The sequence below is a fragment of the Fundidesulfovibrio terrae genome, assembly GCF_022808915.1.
Lineage (GTDB): Bacteria > Desulfobacterota > Desulfovibrionia > Desulfovibrionales > Desulfovibrionaceae > Fundidesulfovibrio > Fundidesulfovibrio terrae.
This window is the reverse complement of sequence record NZ_JAKZFS010000001.1, coordinates 813,791-831,843: the sequence shown is the minus strand read 5'-3', so window position 1 is coordinate 831,843 and position 18,053 is coordinate 813,791. Positions and strand designations below refer to the sequence as shown.

Genomic DNA, 18,053 nt, shown 5'->3' with positions numbered 1-18,053 from the left:
TGTTCATCCGAAATTGCGGTATAAAAGGTTGCTCGCCGCAAACACCGCGCTTTCCGGAACGTCCGGCCGGGTGAGGATGGCGGTGAGGCCGGAAAGGGTCTCCCGAAGGACCGCCTCCTGGGCGCTGTCATGATTCTGCGGCAGCCAGCGGTAATAACGGACCGGCGTAGCGTTTCCGCCGAGCCCCTCCTTGAAGCGGATGAGGCCCGGATTGGACTCTGGGCTCAACCCCATGTCCAAATATTCCAGGCCGCGTTCCCTCCCCCGGCGCATGACCTCCCAGAGAAGCAGGTTGTTGGGGCGCATATCGAGGTACTCTGTGTCCGAGACGCCCATCTTGTCGTAGAGCGAGTTGCCGTGTTCAAGGATGCATGCCGCAGCCACGGGCCGGTCGCCCAGGAGAGCGAGCCAAACAGCCCCGTGTCCCTCGTTCATGAACCGGCTGTGCAATTGCTCGTAATACCCGACAGGCTGGGGCAGGATGCCGAACTTCTGCCGCCTGAGGTCGGTCAGCATGCGGTAAAACGGCTGCAGGGCATCCACTGAAGTGGCTTCTTCCACCCGCAGGCCGCTACGCAAGGCCTTGTTGACCCCCTTGCGAAACGCCCTGGAGGTCCTGGTCCAGAGCTCCTCGTCCGTGGCGTTCAAGGGAATGCGGTGGCAATCGCCCCGGCGCATGACCGTAAACCCGAGGGGTTCAAGGCGAGGGACCTCGCCCAGGATTTTCAGAACGATCTGGCGGGTTGGATAGGTTTTCTGCAAAAGCTCGGCCGCCTCCGCCACCCCCTCCGGGGAAGAGCAGGTCACGTAGTCACAAAAAGGCAGGGATACTATGCGGCTTCCGAAAAGATCCGTGATCCGGGCGAAAGGCAGGAGCAACGTGTCCACACCGCCCCGACGGCGTACCACCGCTTCGAATTCGAAGTTGTATTCCGCGCGAAGCGTCGCGATATAGCTGGTGGAGACGAAAACGTCCGCTGCGGTACGGCTTCCTTCCCACGGCACGATCAAGAGGGAAGACGGTGTCACTTCATCCACTGGGAATCCCCTTTCAGACTGCGCTGGGCATCTTCCAGCACACGCACCACGTCGAGGCCGGACTCTCCGCTGGTCAAGGGATTTTTTCCCTCCCGTATGCATTCCACGAAGTGCTGACATTCAAGGGCCAGGGGCTCCTGAAAGCGCAGATGAGGTATCCGTATCTCCCCATAGCGGTTCTCGAAATGGAAACTGGCGAAACTTTCTATGTCCGGTAGATTGCGAACTATGTTCTTCTTGTCGATACCCTTGTCGTACAGGGTGATCTTCGATTCCGAGGAGACGTCGTCGTAGACCAGCATCTTTTTTGAACCAACCACCACGATACGCCGCGTCTTGACCGGGTCCAACCAGCTTACATGGATGTGAGCTGCAGAGCCGGAAGAGAAATCAAGTGAGCTGAAGACCACGTCCTCTATGCCGTCCTGCAGGAAGGTGAAGCCCTTGGCCGTCACCCGCGTAGGCGTCTCGCCAAGCCAGTAGTGAATGATGGAGATGTCATGGGGAGCCAGGTTCCACCATGCGTTCACGTCGTCGCGCACGCGGCCCAGGTTCAGCCGTTGGGCCAGAATGTAGTATATCTCCCCAAGTTCGCCGGAATCGATGTACTCTTTGACACGGCGGACCGCCACGTTGAACAGGAACGTATGCCCAACCATGAGGATGCGCCGCTCCTGCCGCGCAAGGTTCACCATCTCCTCGGCCTCGGCCAGTGTGGCCGCCAGAGGCTTCTCCACGAAGACGTGCTTGCCGTTTGAGAGAGCCCGCATAGCCATCCGGTGGTGGCCCGAAGCCGGCACGGCCAGGATCACGCCGTCGATTTCCGGATCGGACAGAACCGAGGCCGCCTCGGTAGTCACTTTCACATGGGGGTATTGCCGTTTGATCTTTTCCAGGCGAGCCGGGTCTTTATCGCAGACCGTCAAGCTCCCGACCCCTTCCGCCTGGACGAAGTTGCGAATGAGGTTCGGCCCCCAGTAGCCTGCCCCGATCTGGGCCAGCCGAAGGGGGCGCTCCACGGGTTCGAAGGGAGTGACGGATTGGGGCATGCTGGAGAAACCTCGTAGTTCAATCGTTAGTGCAGAAGGGAAGAGAGCAGCGCGCGAGCGCGGTCATTCTCCGGATGTGCGGCCACTTCCAGACGGGCTTCCGCCTCGGCACCGGCTGCATCGCCCCGGGCCATGTGGAGAAGCGCGCGGCAATAGCTCCGATCCAGGGCCTCCACGCCCGTGGCGTCGACAATGCCCAGGAGTTCGCTGGCGAGCCCCGCATCCCCTGCCTGGGCCGCATTCACGGCCAAGGACAGGATATATTTCACCAGCCCAGAAAGCTTCGGAGAAGCCTGCCCCTGCGAGTTCTTTCCGGCTTCGCCGGAAAGACGTTGGGCTTCTTGGCGCAAGGCCGCCGGATCGGCTGGGAAACTTGCTTCCGGCTCGGACACCATCTTTCGCCGTACGAGAGCGTCGAAGGCACGCGCCCTGCGGTTCTGGGAATAGTCCCTCAGGCATCGGGCCTGGCCTCGTGCGGCGATGCGCTCGCGCTCTTCGGGATGGGCCAGGTAGTAGTAAATCTTGTCCAGCATCTCTTCGGAGTCTTCGAAGGTCTCGACCTCCTCGCCGGGCTTGAAAAACGCACTGATGTTCCGATGGCGCTCCGTAAGCAGGAACGAACCGCAGCCGGTGGTCTCCAACACCCTCATACTCGGGGCTTCATTGACGGAAAAATCGATGCCCGCGTTGAGGATGATCCGGCCTGAGGCGAGAGTTTCGTACATGTCTCGTCCCCAGCGCGGGCCATGGTCGTGCCTGGCCAGCCCCTCGGGCATGGCCTCCGGGGTCGGAGCGAGCATGAAGAACGCCAAGTCGAAATCACCTCGAGGGCCAAGACGGGCTTCGGCAATTTCGCACAGTAAATTGCTCCTGAAGGAATGCGCAGGGGTGAAGGAGCCGCAGAATACTACGTCATGCCGTTTGGGTATGCCGCGGACATGTTCGGCCATGAAGGCTGCAAACCCGGGTATTGCGTAAATAGCGTCGCCCGCGCCCCGGCTCCGGGCAGTATCCAGGCACGGGCTCCAGGCTGAAAGGATGGCGTCGAAGTTCCTCCAGTCCACGCTTATGGGGATACTGGCGCAACGCCAGCCCAAAACCAGCCGGGGCTGCCTGGGCAACATCTTCAGGAAGGCATTGTCGTAACTTGTGGGGTCCAGCAGGTAGAGGACGTCGGGATCGAAGGCCGCGACCTGGGCTGCGGCAAGCTCTTTCACCCCTCCAGGCCAGTTCGGGAAAGCGATCCCGTTCTCCAGACACCAACGTTCCTGCAAAGGGCGGCTGTTCACTACGGAAAATGTGGATTCGTACCCAATTTCGTTCAGATACGGAGCGATGATATGGCCGCCCCCAAAACCATCCGCGATGATGGCTCGCTGGTGATCGGCATAAGACATCTCCAGCACGTCGGGATGCTCGCGGTAAAAGGCGTCCAGGTAGCCGTCGTAAAAGGTCGTAAGCTGGAAGAAACGCATCAGATTGAGTCCAATTGAGTCGTCATTGTTTAGTCGTGCGTCAGCACGTCCTTTCGGCCCCGGACATCATGAGCTGAGAGAAAAAACATCTGGCCCGGTCGTTTTCGGGATGGGCCAGCACCTCTTTGCGGGCTGCCCACAGGCTTCCCTCGGCGTCGCCTTCGGCGTCCAGGATAACCGCCCGGCAATGCTCCAGTCCGAAAATGCCGGGGCCGGCCAAGGCTTCAGCTGCGCCGAGAAGCTCTCGAGCCTCGCTGGGCTTCCCTCCTGCGGCCAGCTTTTCGGCCTGCTCCAGGAGGTCGACTGCGCGACGCGCCCCATCAGGCCCGAAATCCGTTACGCCCTCCGCAGAACCGAGCTCGTTCCGGATGAGCCGGTCCAAGGCCAGGGCGCGCCTGGGTTGGACATAATCCTTCATGCAGCGTGCGTGCCCTCGAGCGGCGATGGCTTCGCGTTCCTCGGGGTGGGCCAGATAATAGTAAATTTTGTCCAACATTTCAGAAGGGCTGGAAAATGTCTCCACCTCCACTCCGGGCTCAAAAAACACCTCGATATTATGCTGCCTCTCCGTCAGTAAAAAGGCTCCGCATCCTGTGGCCTCGAACAAGCGCATATTGGGGCCCTCGCCTCCTGGGATGTCTATGTTCGCATTGACCACAATCCGTGCCGAAGCCAATGCTTCGTACATATCCGTCCCCCAACGGGGACCATGATCGTGCATGGCCACCCCGGCGGGTATACGTTCAGGAGTAAGGGGATGTATAAAGAACGCGGGCCGCAAGTCTCCTCTTATGCCCAAAGGAGCTTTGGCGATTTCGGTCAGCAGCGCACTGCAGGTCCCGTGCTCCTGGGTTAGCGGGCCGCAGAACACCACATCGTGGATTTTGGGCACGCCGCGCACTTTGTCGGCGATGAACGGGGCGAAGCCGGGGAACGAATAGACGGCGTCGCGTGCGCCCCTCTCCCGGGCAATGCGCAGGCAATGCCTGCCGGAGGACAGGATCGCGTCGAAGAGGGTCCAGTCCACGTCCGGCGAAATCCGGGCCGCTCGCCAACCCAGCACCAGGCGGGGCAGGGCAGGCAGCGTCCGCAGAAAACGACTGTCGTACCCCAGGGACTCGGAGAGATAGAGGACGTCCGGAGCAAACGCCGCCACCTGCCTGGCCGCGAGCTCCTTTTCCCCCTCCGGCCATGCGGGGAAGGGCTCGCCGTTCTCCCGGCACCAGCTCTCCTGCAGAGGGCGGCTGTTGACGACGGTGAAACCGGCCGCGTGCCCCAAGTCTGCGAGATAGGGCGCCAGCAGATGCCCTCCTCCGAAACCATCCTCCATCAAGGCCCGGAGATGATCCTGATACGCCATGCGCGCCACTTCCGGATGTTGCAGGTAGAAGGCGTCCAGATAGCCGTCGTGGAATGTCAGAAGCTGAAAAAATCTCGCCATGGCTTCTACCTTGTCACGACGATGTCGCGGGTGATGAACATCATCTGCCAGAGAACCACGTTCATCCTGGTCCAGACATTCAGGGTTTCGCCCCAATCGGCCATTGTCCAGGCCTTGTTGGAGGTCTTGTCCACGATGCGCGCCCGTAGGGCCGGGCCGTCCCAATGCGGGCTTTCGAGGAACATGGGCGAGGAGGTCACCTGCTCGATGAGCGGAGCCAGTCCGCCGTTGAACCACTCTATCATGGGGGAATTGAACCCGAATTTCGAAAGGCGCGTCCTGTTCTTCTCAGGCATTATCCCGCGCAGTGCGTCGCGGAAGATCCGTTTCGTGTATCCCTCACCGATCTTCGAGCGGGCGGGAAGCCCCATACAGAACGTCACGAGCCGCCAATCCATGATGGGCATGCGCACTTCTATTCCATGCGCCATGGAGCAGCGATCGTAGTTGCGAAGAATCGCCGGCAGAAGATTAGTGTGGAAGTCGGCTTCGATGCGGGCGTTGACCTCGTTCATGGGGAAATCGAGGTACCATGTGTAGCCGCACAGGAGTTCGTCCCCGCCGTGGCCGTCGAGAGACACTTTCGTACCACCTCTGCGCATCTCGCGGTAGAGGGCCCAACCCGGCACGGCGATGCCGTTGTACACCTCTTCCATGGCCCAGGTCGATTCCAGGACATTGTCGAGCGCTTCCCGGGGCTCGAAGGTCCAGTAGGACGGACGCGCCCCCACATGCCTGACCACCTCGTCCGCGTACTCGCGCTCGTCGATCATGGTGCCCGGGAATGTGGCGATGTACGTGCGCTGCCAGTCCTCCGGGCAGCGGCCGAGATCATGGTCTGGCCTGTGGCCTTGCAGCCAAGCCATGGCCGAGGCCACCGCACTGGAGTCCACCCCGCCGCTCAGGCACGTGCCCACTGCGACGTCGCTGCGCATGCGGATTCTGACGGCATCGAAAAACAATTCCCGAAAGCGCTCCACCTGCTCTTCATAGCGTCCGGGTATCTCGGGAATATGATCGTGCGTGTTCCACCAGCGCCTAACGGTCCGGGTGCCGTCTGGTCCGACACGGAGGCAATGCCCCCCCGGGAGCCTGTGGACTCCGGCGAAGAGCGTCTGGGTGGTGGTCCCCTCATAGGCTCCGGGACTGGCCAGCAGCATCGGCACGAGGGATTCGTTGCATTCGGGGTCGTACCCGTCCAACTCCGGGAATGCCTTGAGTTCGGAGGCGAAACAAAAACGCCGCCCCTGGTCGAGGTAGTACAAGGGCTTGATGGAGAAGCGGTCACGGGAAAGGAACAGGCTCCTTTCCAGGGGATCCCATAGGGCGAAGGCCCACATGCCGTTGAAACGCTCCTGGCAGGCGTCCCCCCACTGGGCGTATGCGGCGGCGATCACCTCGGTATCGGTGTCCGTGCGGAAACGATGCCCCAGGGCCTCAAGTTCTGCGCGCAACTCCAGAAAGTTGTAGACCTCTCCGTTATAGGAGATCCAGAACTCCCTGCCGTCCGGCCCCGCGTAGCGCATGGGATTGGCGCCTGCCTCGGACAGGTCGAGGATGGCCAGGCGGCGGTGTCCGAGCCCGATGGGGCCGTCCAGGTGCGTGCCCTTCCCGTCCGGCCCGCGGTGGGCCAGGGAATCCGTAAAACGCACGAGGGCTTCTGCCGCCACCGGGCCAGAGAAATCGTAAATCCCCGCTATGCCGCACATACCATCACCCTTGCTAACAAATCATTCGCCGAGTTAACAATCACGACATGGGAAAGCTAGCAAAACATATGCCTATGGGAATCATTTCGGACGGATCGAAAAAATCTTAAGGCCGAAGGCGCTTCATTCCCGGGCTTTCGCAGGTCCACGGCCATGCAAGCCTCGAACACCGCCACCCTGAACGTTTCTGCCGGGTCCAACATCATTCAGTAACCGAATGATTCATTTGCGGCAAAAAACTCCCCCTGTCGGCCGGCCTCCCCTCGTCAAGCGAGAACCCACCCCAGACCACGTATTCCAAAGGCAAAAAGGACAAACGGGAAAAGACGGGCTCCCGGGAGGATGCCCGCAGCAAGCCCTGTCAGGCGCTCCATGCCTGTGGAGGGATGAATGCCCCTGGGCGCGGGTGCCCCCCTCCCCCGGACCGCCTCAGTTCCGGCCCGGCAGACCTGAAGCAAATGGCACGGTTCGAGCAAACAAACAGCGGGTGAGGCCACGCCATCGCCGGGAATGACTCTGGGCATGACGCGTCAGGAAATTGAGCGCGTCCGTGGTCATTGATTTCATACCGTGATTGATGGACATTTGTCCCTCGTTCGATTGGCGGCGCAGGCCATTGCGTGTCAGTGGCCCGGCAGGAGGGAATGCCGGGTACTTATTCCAAGTTCCAAGCTGAAGGTGGTTTTATGGAACAGAGGTACAAACCGATCTTTATTGCCGGTTACGCTCGCTCAGGGACAACACTGCTCCATGCTTTGATATGCACGTCCCCCGACACGAACCCCTTCGTGAAGGAATGCAGCTGGCTTACAAAACTCATTGAAGCATACGCCCATGGCCATGCGACATTCCATGTGCATACGAATGGTTATTTCAAAACCCTGGATGATTTCACTTCGTACAACGTGACATTGATAAACGGAGTTCTTTCGGATTTCTGGACAGGCTTCCGCAAGCCGCGCACCTTGGTGCTCAAGGACCCGGAGTTGCTGGCCGTGGCCCCGGAAACCTGTGAACTGATCCCGGACGCCACCCTGGCTGTGCTCGTCAGGGACGTGCGCGACGTGGCGGCATCCCAGGTGGTGAGGATCCGCAAGCAAAGAAACGATCCCGGCTGGTACGACTCGGGCTACGTGCACGAGCAGGCAAACCGCTATGCCCGGCTCTACGGCCGCCTGATCGACTCAGCGCCGGCGTTGGCCGGGCGGGTTGTCTGCATCCGTTACGAGACCCTGGTCCGCGAGACCCCCTTTTCCGAATTGGAATCCCTGCTCGGCATTTCCGGTCTCGACGCTCCCAGCCTCTGGCGGCGTTCGGACTTTGACATCACGGACTTCAAGAATGACGAGGCGTACTCCAAGCTGTTCGGAACCGCGATTTCCGCGTCCAACATCGGCAGATACCTCCCCATACTGACTGAGGAGGACGCATCCGGCATCGAGCGGGTCATGCAGGACGCGGAGAAGCTCTTCACGCTGTACCCGAATATCTCGTGACACCGGGATGACTCCCCGAACCGGACAAGGAGGCCGGATGCATCCGCCCTTCGACCGGCGGCCGCCTGAGCGAAAGGCCGGGGGATCGCTGGACCCATGCGAGGCCCATTTCCGGGGAATATTCGTCTCGGACGCGGTGAACGAGGACGCCGGGGTCCTCTGGAGCTGAACCCTGGCCTTAAGGCACAGGAATTGCTAGATTCGCCGCATCCCAAGGGGAGGTCGTATGATTGCGCTCCATCAAATGAAGATCATCCAGATCGACATCACCAACGCCTGCGTGAACAAGTGCTCCAACTGCACCCGGCTCATCGGCCATCATCGCAAGCCTTTTTTCATGGATTTCGAGACGTTCAAGCAGGCCGTGGACTCTCTCGTCGAATTCCCCGGCATGGTGGGCACCATCGGCGGCGAGCCCCTGCTGCACCCCGAATTCGAAAAGTTCGCCCGCTACCTGGAGCGCCGGATTCCCGACAAGAAACGCCGGGGGCTGTGGTCCACCATCCCTAAGCAGTACAGCGCCAGGTATGGCGAGCTCATCAAGGAAGTGTACGGAAACCTCTACCTGAACGACCACTCCATCGATGCCATCCTGCACCAGCCGGTGCTGGTGGCGGCCAAGGACGCCGTGCCCGACCCGGTGAAGATGTGGAGCCTCATCGACAACTGCTGGGTGCAGACCTACTGGTCCGCTACCATCACCCCCAAGGGGGCCTTCTTCTGCGAGGTGGCCGCCGCCTTCGACATGCTCTTCGACGGCCCTGGCGGCTGGCCCGTCACGCCTGGCTGGTGGAAGCGCGAACCGGGCGAGTTCACGGAGCAGAAGGAGCGCTGGTGCCCGCGCTGCGGCTGCGCCATCCCCCTGCCCAGGCGCAAGTCCACCGAGGAGGTGGACGACGTGAGCCAGGGCAACCTGGGCGAGCTTACGCGCATCGAGTCCCCCAAGGTTCGCAGGCAGCGCATCGCCCTGTTCAGCGGCGAGTGCATGCCCGAGGACTGGAACCCCCACCCCAACTGGTACATGTCCGAGGTGGAGGAAGAGGCCCAGTACCGCAAGCGCATCGCCGACCGCCTGGGCGGCGAGGGCGACCCGGAACAGACTTCTTGAACAAGGATCGACACATGCCTGCAAACGGCAAGGGATATTCCACCACCACCCGGCGCGTGCTCACCCGCCGCGGCGTCCTGTGGCTCGGCCAGACCTGCAACCTGCGCTGCCACTTCTGCTATTTCCAGACCCGGATCAGCACCAGCGAACATCCGGACCATCCCTTCATGAGCCTGGACAAGGCCAAGGGCATCTGCTCGACACAGCGCGAGCACTACGGCAACACGGCCGTGGACATCCAGGGCGGCGAACCCACCATCTACCCGGACATCGGCGCCCTGGTGGCCCATTGCCGGCAGATCGGGCTTCTGCCCACGCTCATCACCAACGCCATCGTGCTGGACAAGCGCGAGCGCTGCCAAGCTCTCAAGGATGCCGGACTGCGCGACCTGCTGGTCTCCGTGCACGGCCTGCGCGAGGACTACGACCGCGCCGTGGGCCTGCCCGGCGGCTCAGCCCGCCAGATGAAGGCCCTGGAAAACCTGGTGGCCCTGAACATCCCCTTCCGCTTCAACTGCGTGCTGGCCAAGTCGGTGCTGCCGCACCTGGCCGAAATCTCCCGCCTGGCCGTGGAAAGCGGGGCCAGGGTGGTGAACTTCATCGCCTTCAATCCCTTCGAGGACCAGCAGAAGGGGCAGCGTTCGGGCCAGGACGTGCCCTGCTACACTGAGGTTCGCGGCCCCCTGGTGGACGCCCTCGACTACCTGGAGGAAAACGGCCTGGAGGCCAACGTGCGCTACCTGCCCCTGTGCCAGGTGCCGGAGCGCCACCGCAAGAGCTTCTACAACTTCCAGCAGCTCCCCTACGACCTGCACGAATGGGACTACGCCTCCTGGTCCTGGACCGGGCGCAACCCGCAGCGCAGGCAGGGCGGCGACCTGGAAGCCCCGGTGACGCTCAAGTGGGCCAATTCCCGCTCCAAGCTTTTCGGCCACGAAGGCTACCTGGAGGACGCCTCCGTAAGCCGTGAGGACGAATACCGCCACAGCGCCTACGTGCGCGCCCGCGAGCACTGCGGCTACAAGTTCGCCCCGGCCTGCGAGTCATGCGGGCTCAGGGGCATTTGCGACGGCTTCCACGGCGACTACGCCTCCCTGCACGGCGCGGACGAGGCCCAGACCCAGCGGATTCCCCTGGTGGACGATCCCAAGTTCTACATCTCCCGCCAGGTGAAGATCGTGGAGGACGAAGATGCCGCTTGGGCACGGTAGTCCGGCGCGGCCCGGCGGCGCGGGCAGAGTGACCTATCTCTCGGATACAAGCAGGCTCCCTGCGTCCGGGAAGCTTCTGATCTACGGTTCGGGCGGGCGGGGAAAGCGCCTTCTCGCGGATGTCCGCGCGCTCGGGAGCGGCCTCGATCCCATCGGGTTTCTGGACTCCTTCAAGTCCGGGAGATGCGAAGCGCTTAAGATCCATCCCGTCGACGAACTGCCGGAGCTTCAGCGCGTCCATGGCGAGGAGCAGATCGTCATCGTCGTGGCGTCGACCTTCCACAGGGCCATCGAACGGGAGCTGCGGACCAGGGGAGTCGACGCATTCCACGTCTTTCTCGAACCGGCCGAAACCATTGCCTATCTGGACGCTCCCGAGGAAAACATCGTCCGGCTCCTGGGCATCATCGCCCACCCCTTGAACGCGCCGCCCCAGGCCACTCGCGTGCGGCAAGGCACCTGTTGGAGATGCGAATCGCTCTCGGGATTGTACATGCGCCCCACGGGTTTTTCCCTGTGCTGCTGGATGCCCGACTTGGTCCGCGCCGATGCGCCCTTGCGGGCCCTTGAGCGGCTCGGGCGCATCAGAAAGCTCCTCGTGGAGGCCATCGACAGAGGCGAATGCGGCTTCTGCGCATCCTGCCCGGAGCTTGCCCCCGAACACGGCGTGAACTCTCCGGACGCGATCACGCTTCTGCACATGGACACGAGCACCGCCTGCAACCTGGCCTGCTCCTACTGCAACGTGAAGGACATCCACGCCGGCTGCGATTACGACCCGGTGGAGGTATACGACCTGCTCCGCGACCAGGGGCTGCTCGCCCCCGGCTACCGCTTCGACTGGGGCGGGTTCGGGGAGCCGACCATCAACCCACACTTCGCGCACATAACCGGAAAGATGCTCGCCGAGGGCGCATCCGGTTTGGTGTACACCAACGCCCTGGTGCGTTCTCCCTCCATCGAGCAGGGGCTGCGGGAAGGCAGGCTGCGCATTGTGTGCAGCATCGACGCCGGAACGCGGGAGACGTACAGGCAGGTGCGCAACGTGGACGGGTTCGAGGCGGTCTGGAAAAACGTCGAAACCTACGCGGCCTTGAACCCGCAGCAGGTGCATCTGAAATACATCGTCACCACCCAAAACGCCGGAGCCGAGGAAACCGACGCCTTCGTGGATCGTTGCGTCCGGGCCGGAATACGCAATGTGACGATCTCCAAGGACTTCTTCGAGAAGCGCACTCCGGACGCGGTCCGGGAAGGTGTGCGCCGTCTCGCCCTGGAATGCGCGCGGCGCGGGCTTACGTACTCTTTTCTGGGCACGGCTATCAGCCCGGCCTTCATCCGCTCCCTGAAACTGAACCACCCCGCCCCGGGCAGGAAAGCATGACCACCACGACGCCGTCCCTCCAACTCGGCCCCACACTCGCGGACCAGCGCCTGGACCGGGCCGGGATCGCCAAGCCCCTGGTCTCGGTGATCGTCACCAGCTTCAACTACGCCCCCTACGTGGTGGACTGCCTGCGCTCCGTGGCCAGGCAGAGCTATCCCCACTGGGAATGCATCGTGGTGGACGACCGCTCAACGGACCAGAGCCCCGCGCTCATACAGGAGTTCGCGGCCTCGCCCGAAGCCGGGGGGCGCTTCTCGCTGGTTTCGCACGAGGCCAACTGCGGCCAGATGGAGGGCTTCAAGACCGGGCTCTCCCGGGCCAAGGGCGTGTTCGTGGTGCTCTTGGATGCCGACGACGTACTCTTGGAGGACTTCCTGGAGACCCACGTGAAGGCCCACCTGGGCCGCAAGCCCGTGGCCATGACCAGCACCAACCAGTACCAGATCGACGGCGCGGGCCAAGTGGTCTCGGGCGAGCACCTGGACCACATGTCCAAGGGGCAGTTCCGCTACGTGCGCAAGACCACCTTCCAGCGCGGCTTCTGGATATGGGCCACGGCCAGCTCCATGATGTTCAGGGCCGACACCCTGCGGCTCATCCTGGAGGACCAGCCGCGGTCGTTCCGCATCTGCGCGGACTACTACATCGCCCACTTCGCCAACCTGATCGGCTACTCGCTGCTCATCCCCACCATCCACGGCTGCTACCGCCGCCACGGGGAGAACAACTTCGGGTCCAACCCGGTGCTCGGGGCCATCAACTCCGTGGGGTGCATGAGCAAGCACCCGCCCCACGCCCAGTTCAGGCAGGCCATCATCGACCATATGTTGGCCAACAAAGCCCGGTTCAAGCCCATACTCGGGCGCAAGGACTTCGTGACCATGCTCTTCCGGGTGGGCACCTGGGCCGAGATCAGGGCCGCGGCGAAGCTCCATCCGGACGTTCTGCCCGGTCCGGAATGGAAGCTGTTCGCCCGCTACGTCCTGTTTAGGCTCTCGCGCCTCAAGCGCGACAAGACCCCCTGGGCCGCCAAGCTGGAGGTCGTCGATCCGGCGGAAATCCTCCCCGGGGAATAGGCCGCACCCCCCGCTTCAACCGGCCAAGGCCGCGCCGAGAGCCTTGCGGACATCCACGTCCGGGGTGAGCTTCACCGCGAAGGCCCGGGCGTACTCCATTCGCGCGCGCAGAAGAGGGCCCGAGAGATCCATGCTCGGAAAGGGCATGAACTCCGCGTCGCCGTTTCGCTCCAGGTACTTGGGGTCCACCCCGTCGCAGGCGGGCAGGGCCGCGCAGGAGGCGCACTTGGCCGGGAACACCGTGAAGCGCTCCCCGCGCATGCCCATGAGCCCGGTCCCGTTGGGCAGCCTCTCCTCAAGCGGCGCGAAGGCGAAGCGCTCGCGCACCCCCGACTCGGGAATGGGCAGGATCTCGGCGCAGTAGGCGGGCTCCCTGTCCGGGTTGCAGGCCCTGTTGCGCCACTCGAAGGGATCGTAGGGCAGGCCCAGAAGACCCACCACATGGCGCGTGAGCCCCGGAAACACGCACAGGGGCACGTAGCGGATGTTCACGGCCACGCCCGCCCCGTCCAGGATCTCCACGGCCCGCGCGATGCGCGGGGCCACGTCGCGGTAGCGGGCCTGCACCCCGGCGGCCCGGTGCCTGGAGTTCCACTCGTGGTAGGCGTTGAACACGATGAAGTTGTGCACGTAGGTGAGGCGCCTGGCCGACTCCCTGGCGATGTCCTCCAGGTGGTCCAGGTTGCCCTCGAAGATCACCGAGTTGGCCCCGTAGGCAAATCCCCGCCCCTCCAGCTCGTCAAGCACCCCGGACAGCCTGTTCCACGAACCGCCGGTGAAGCTCTTGAAGCGCTCCTCGTCCACGGCGTGCATGGAAAAGAGGAAATCCGTCAGTCCCGCGTCCAGAAGCCTGTCCAGCAGGCGGTCCCTGCCGGTGAGCAGCTGTCCCAGGGTGATGATGCGCCCCTTGAGCCCCAGGCTCGTGCCGTGGGCCACTACGTCCGGCATGTCCGGGTGGGCGCAGGGCTCGCCGCCGGTGACGTCGTAGAAGCCGAGTCCCTGAGCGGCGAAGGCGGAAAGGATCGCCTTGCAGTCCCCCCCCGGGCGGAAGGCGGCCTTGCGCAAGGCCCCGAACTGCGAATCGGTCTTGTCCCAGTAGCTGTAGTAGCAGAATTTGCAGGAATGCGGGCACTTGAGCCCCACGTCCAGGACGCCCCTGGGGCTGAACCGGCCGGGCTCGTGGAGGTAGACGCAGGAGTCGCCGGTCATCGGTTGAAGCCTCCCCCGGCCAGCCACTCGCGGGCGGCCATGACGATGCGCTTGGATTCCCCGATGAGCCGCTTCCAGTTCTCGGGAGCGTGGATGTGCACCTCGCGCCCGGAGGAGTGGTCGCGCTTGGCGAAGAGGGCCTTGGGCACGTGCACGAAGCGCGCCCCCCCCATGGCGAAGCGCTGGAACAGCTCGTGGTCGTGGGCCAGCAGCGTCTCGTCGTAGTAGCCGTGGCGCTCGTGCAGCGCCCGGCGGTAGAGCTTGGCGTCGCCGCACAGGTACCAGTCGGCGAAGGAGCGTTCAAAGCTGTAGTCGGGCAGGTCGAAGCGCCGGAGCACCCGGAAGGAGTCGTCCACGATGAGCATGTCGGCGAAGGCGAAGTCGGCCGGGCCTTCTTCCAGCGCCCGGACGAGTTCGGAGAACATCTGAGGCGCGCACCAGTCGTCCGAGGGCACGTAGGTGCAGGCCTCTCCGGTGCAGGTCCGGAATCCGGCGTTCAGGGCCGCCGCCAGTCCCCGGTTGCGCTCGAAGGTGATCACCGTGATGGACCGGCCTTCTTCGGGGTAGCGGGGATGGTGCATGCGCTCAAGGACGTCTTGCCCGGGATCGTAGCAGCTGGCGAAGGAGGCCTGGTCGGTCTCGCGGTGGGCGAGCCAGTCCCGGATCACGTCGCCGGTGCCGTCGGTGGACCCGTCGTCCACCAGCACGATCTCCAGGTCGGGATGATCCTGGAACCAGAGGGAATCCAGGCAGGCGGAAAGATACCGGGCCTGGTTGTATGTGGGGACCACTACGGAGACTTTCATTGGCCGGTCCGGGTTGGAAGGTTGCCGCGAGCGCCCGAAAGGGCGGACGTGGCGCAGGGTACGGCAAAGACTGCCCGCGCGCAACGAAGCGCGAAATTGATGCACGCCCCGTGCCCGCGCGACACTCCCCCCGGGGGCCGCCGAGGTTGCCCGCGCAACGCGCTTGCGCTATAGTTAGGGGCGTATGAAATCCTTGGCGGTGTTCGATCAACTTGGGCTCCTGGCCCTGAGCCAGGCCGGGGCCGGAAGCTACACGCCGGGCGCGCGCCACGCCTTTCACGCCCACAACCCCCTCTGGGCATACTGCAATCCCGCCCTGGCCCGCCCTTTCGCCGGTGGATCGGAAGGCGATTTCGGCCCCGAGGTGTTCGCCTTCCCGCCTCCGGACACGGGCCTGGACGAGGCCATGCGGCGCACGCGCCTGCTGGTGTTCCTGGGCGCCCAGCGCACACCCGAGCTGCAGGCGGCCCTGGCCCGCACCGATGGCGTCTGCCTGATTTTCGAGCCGGACCCCGAGCGCATGGCCGCTTTCCTGGACGACGAGAAGCCCTGGGAACTGGCGGGCAAGGGAGTGTTCTTCGTGGCGGGCGACCCGGACCGGACGCCGAGCCCCCTCCTGCAGATACTGCCCGAGAACCTGGCCTCGCTGGGCTATCCCCTGTTCTTCGCCTGCGAGGGGCTGCCGGAAGCGCTGCCCGGCTACGTGCGCCGCGTGGAGGAGGTCCTCGAGCTCTTCTACTACCGCAACGTCATCTACACCCTGGACAGCCAGGACAACATCCGGGGGCTGCCGATCCGCCCCCTGGTGCGCAACGCCGTCTACGACCGCTACAAGCACCTCTACGAAAACCTCGCGCCCTGCCTGCGAGGCGGGGAGCTGAGCGACCTGCTCGGCGCGCTGACCGGGCACACCGCGATCCTGGCGGCGGCCGGGCCGGCGCTCACGGGCCAGATCGAATTCATCCGCGCAAACCAGGACCGGGCCGCCGTCATCGCCGTCAACAGCGCCCTCAAGCCGCTGCTGAAGGCCGGGATCGAACCGGACTTCGTGATCATCAACGACACGTCCATGGACTCCGAGCCAACCCTGGCGGGCCTCCCCGGGCTCAAGAAGGCTCGGCTGGTCGCCCATTGCCTGTCCACCACCGGCCAGGGCGGATTCGAGCGGGCCTGGTTCTTCGGCAATTTCCCGGGCCAGCCCTTCCCCAAGCGCGATTCGCTGCTGCTGCACGGCTCGGTGATCACCACGGCTTTCGCCCTGGCCGAATACATGGGCTGCTCCAGGGTCTACCTGGCCGGGGTGCAGCTGGCCTCCCCCGACCCCCTGGCCATGAACTACTCCAAGGGCAGCCAGCACGAGGCCCACGCCTCCGGCGTCAACGAAATGACGCTCACCCACCGCTGGCCGCAGCTCTATCCGGCCACCGCCGCCGACGGCAGCCGCATGTTCACCACCCTCAATTTCTTCGACTCCGCCCAGTGGTTCGCGGACCGCATCCGCATGGCCAACATGGAGGTGGTCAACCTCACCCCCTCGAGCATCCTCCAGGGCCCGGGGATCGCCTTCGATCCGGCCCCGGTCCTGCCGGAGGATCCGGGGCTGGCCCGCAACCTCGACAGCATCTCCTCCACGGATTTCAGCGCGCGGCGCGAACGGGTCCTGGACTACATCCGCCAGGAGCTGACCCTGTGGAAAACCAAGCAGCGCGCGGCGCGCCAGGCAGGGGAAAGCTTCAGCTCCGCCGCGGCGTTCATCGCGGCCAGCGACCAGGACAACACATCCTTCATGCTCCAGCGGTTCGCGGACTTCGACAACACCCGCTTCCATACGGCCTTCTTCGAAGGCGCGGATGAAGGCAGGCGCATGGAAGGCGCGCGGTACTTCCTGGGGTACATGGACCGGATGTGCGAGGCGCTCCTGAAGATTCTCCTGGCCCAGCACAAGCGCGTCCAGGCCCTGCCGGGGCGCCCGGAGTAAACGGGAGGGACATGCTGGACGACATCCTCAGGACGGCCTCGGCCAGGCCCTTCAACCCCTTCGAGGAGGAGCTCCCTGGGGAGTTCGTGGTCTTCGGCACGGGAGCGCGCGGGCGCAGGTGCAGGCGCAGGCTCGAGAGCATGGGCATCCGCGTGCCCTGCTTCGCCGACAACAACCCCCGCCGCCAGGGGACGAACGTGGACGGCCTGCCGGTGACGGCTCCGGCGCAGATCGCGGTGGGGGCGGCGGTCCTCATCTGCAGCTTCGCGCACCAGGCCATCTTCGCGCAGCTCTTCTCCATGGGTTTCAGGAACCTCTACCGCGACGACCTGGCCGAACGCCCTCCCCTGCGCCTGCTGCGCGAAAACGCCGGAGCCATCGAGCAGGTGCTCGCGTCGCTTTCCGACCGGGATTCGCGGGACACCTACGCGGACGTTCTGCGCCTGCGTTTCCACGGCACGCCCCTGCCGCGCCTTTCCGATTATCCCATGTACGGCCACCCCCTGGTGCTGGCCCGGAGCGGCGACTGCATCGTGGACGGCGGAGCCGCCTCGGGCGACTCCATCGCCCTGTTCAGGAGCCAGGCAGGGCCGGACTGCCGCATATACGCCTTCGAACCCACGCCCGCATCCTTCCAGGAGATGGTCCAGGCCGTCGAAAAAGCCGGCCAGGCCAACGTCCATCCGGTGAACATGGCCCTGTGGAACCATGACGGCCAGGTGGGTTTTTTCGAGGCCTTCGCCATGTCCCACGGCAACAGAATCGGCGGGGAAGGCGGGATCACGGTGGATGCCACCACCCTGGACAGCTTCGTCGAGCGGCGCGGCATCGACAAGGTAGACCTGATCAAGCTCGACATCGAAGGGGCCGAACTGGCCGCCCTGGAAGGGGCGCAACGGACCATCCGCAGGTTCAGGCCCAGGCTCCAGATATGCCTGTACCACAAGCCCTGCGACCTGTGGGAGCTGCCGCTGTTCGTGCGCGAACTCGTTCCAGGATACCGCTGCTTCGTGGGGCATCACTCGCACGAGCACCTGGATACGGTGCTCTACTGCCTGGCCTGACGAGGG

Annotated in this window: 15 protein-coding genes; 8 read left to right on the top strand and 7 right to left on the bottom strand. The window is 63.9% G+C overall.

Going from position 1 to position 18,053, the window contains the following annotated elements:
• Positions 1-3 precede the first annotated feature (3 nt).
• From ML540_RS03845 to asnB, 5 genes are read right to left on the bottom strand one after another with little or no spacing between them, the layout of a single operon-like run.
• Entirely contained in the window at positions 4-1,038 is a 1,035-nt protein-coding gene (locus tag ML540_RS03845) for a GNAT family N-acetyltransferase (protein WP_243358635.1), read from the bottom strand.
• On the bottom strand, positions 1,026-2,087 hold the full coding sequence (locus ML540_RS03840; RefSeq protein WP_243358633.1) for a Gfo/Idh/MocA family protein: 1,062 nt from the start codon (positions 2,085-2,087) through the stop codon (positions 1,026-1,028). The genes ML540_RS03845 and ML540_RS03840 overlap by 13 nt, the downstream gene beginning before the upstream one ends.
• A gap of 26 nt (positions 2,088-2,113) precedes the next feature.
• Positions 2,114-3,562 carry a glycosyltransferase family protein gene (locus ML540_RS03835; protein WP_243358632.1) on the bottom strand — a complete coding sequence of 483 codons (1,449 nt, stop codon included), beginning with the start codon at positions 3,560-3,562 and terminating at the stop codon, positions 2,114-2,116.
• Positions 3,563-3,602: 40 nt separating this feature from the next.
• Positions 3,603-5,099, bottom strand: a complete 1,497-nt coding sequence (locus ML540_RS03830) for a glycosyltransferase family protein (protein ID WP_243358631.1) — start codon at positions 5,097-5,099, stop codon at positions 3,603-3,605.
• Positions 5,009-6,712: an asparagine synthase (glutamine-hydrolyzing) gene (asnB, locus tag ML540_RS03825; protein WP_279343220.1), complete on the bottom strand. Its 1,704-nt coding sequence runs from the start codon at positions 6,710-6,712 to the stop codon at positions 5,009-5,011. The genes ML540_RS03830 and asnB overlap by 91 nt, the downstream gene beginning before the upstream one ends.
• 644 nt (positions 6,713-7,356) lie before the next feature.
• Between asnB and ML540_RS03820 the strand changes: the two genes are divergently transcribed.
• The 6 genes from ML540_RS03820 to ML540_RS03800 are packed head-to-tail and all read left to right on the top strand — an operon-like array spanning position 7,357 to position 12,990.
• The gene (locus ML540_RS03820) at positions 7,357-8,208 is read left to right on the top strand and encodes a sulfotransferase family protein (RefSeq protein ID WP_341482621.1); all 852 of its coding nucleotides are present in this window, start codon (positions 7,357-7,359) and stop codon (positions 8,206-8,208) included.
• 37 nt (positions 8,209-8,245) lie between these two features.
• Positions 8,246-8,377, top strand: a complete 132-nt coding sequence (locus ML540_RS17750) for a hypothetical protein (RefSeq protein WP_279343219.1) — start codon at positions 8,246-8,248, stop codon at positions 8,375-8,377.
• 57 nt (positions 8,378-8,434) lie between these two features.
• A complete protein-coding gene (locus tag ML540_RS03815; RefSeq protein ID WP_243358628.1) occupies positions 8,435-9,316 on the top strand; it encodes a radical SAM protein in 882 nt (293 codons plus the stop codon).
• A 14-nt stretch (positions 9,317-9,330) separates the two neighbouring features.
• Positions 9,331-10,527: a radical SAM protein gene (locus tag ML540_RS03810; protein ID WP_243358627.1), complete on the top strand. Its 1,197-nt coding sequence runs from the start codon at positions 9,331-9,333 to the stop codon at positions 10,525-10,527.
• Between the two features lie 28 nt (positions 10,528-10,555).
• Positions 10,556-11,911 carry a radical SAM protein gene (locus ML540_RS17915; protein ID WP_243358625.1) on the top strand — a complete coding sequence of 452 codons (1,356 nt, stop codon included), beginning with the start codon at positions 10,556-10,558 and terminating at the stop codon, positions 11,909-11,911.
• Complete coding sequence (locus tag ML540_RS03800) at positions 11,908-12,990, top strand: glycosyltransferase (protein ID WP_243358624.1); 1,083 nt, start codon at positions 11,908-11,910, stop codon at positions 12,988-12,990. The genes ML540_RS17915 and ML540_RS03800 overlap by 4 nt, the downstream gene beginning before the upstream one ends.
• A gap of 15 nt (positions 12,991-13,005) precedes the next feature.
• Here ML540_RS03800 and ML540_RS03795 read toward each other — a convergent pair whose 3' ends face one another.
• Together ML540_RS03795 and ML540_RS03790 are read right to left on the bottom strand one after the other, a co-directional pair.
• Positions 13,006-14,199, bottom strand: coding sequence for a radical SAM protein (locus ML540_RS03795; protein WP_243358623.1), 1,194 nt, complete (start codon positions 14,197-14,199; stop codon positions 13,006-13,008).
• Positions 14,196-15,005, bottom strand: coding sequence for a glycosyltransferase family 2 protein (locus tag ML540_RS03790; protein ID WP_243358622.1), 810 nt, complete (start codon positions 15,003-15,005; stop codon positions 14,196-14,198). Before ML540_RS03790 ends, ML540_RS03795 begins: the two co-directional genes overlap by 4 nt.
• Positions 15,006-15,189: 184 nt before the next feature.
• Between ML540_RS03790 and ML540_RS03785 the strand changes: the two genes are divergently transcribed.
• Both ML540_RS03785 and ML540_RS03780 read left to right on the top strand, forming a co-directional pair.
• Positions 15,190-16,983 (top strand): motility associated factor glycosyltransferase family protein, encoded by a 1,794-nt coding sequence (locus ML540_RS03785; RefSeq protein WP_243358621.1) that lies wholly within the window; start codon positions 15,190-15,192, stop codon positions 16,981-16,983.
• Between the two features lie 11 nt (positions 16,984-16,994).
• Entirely contained in the window at positions 16,995-18,047 is a 1,053-nt protein-coding gene (locus ML540_RS03780) for an FkbM family methyltransferase (RefSeq protein WP_243358620.1), read from the top strand.
• Positions 18,048-18,053 lie beyond the last annotated feature (6 nt).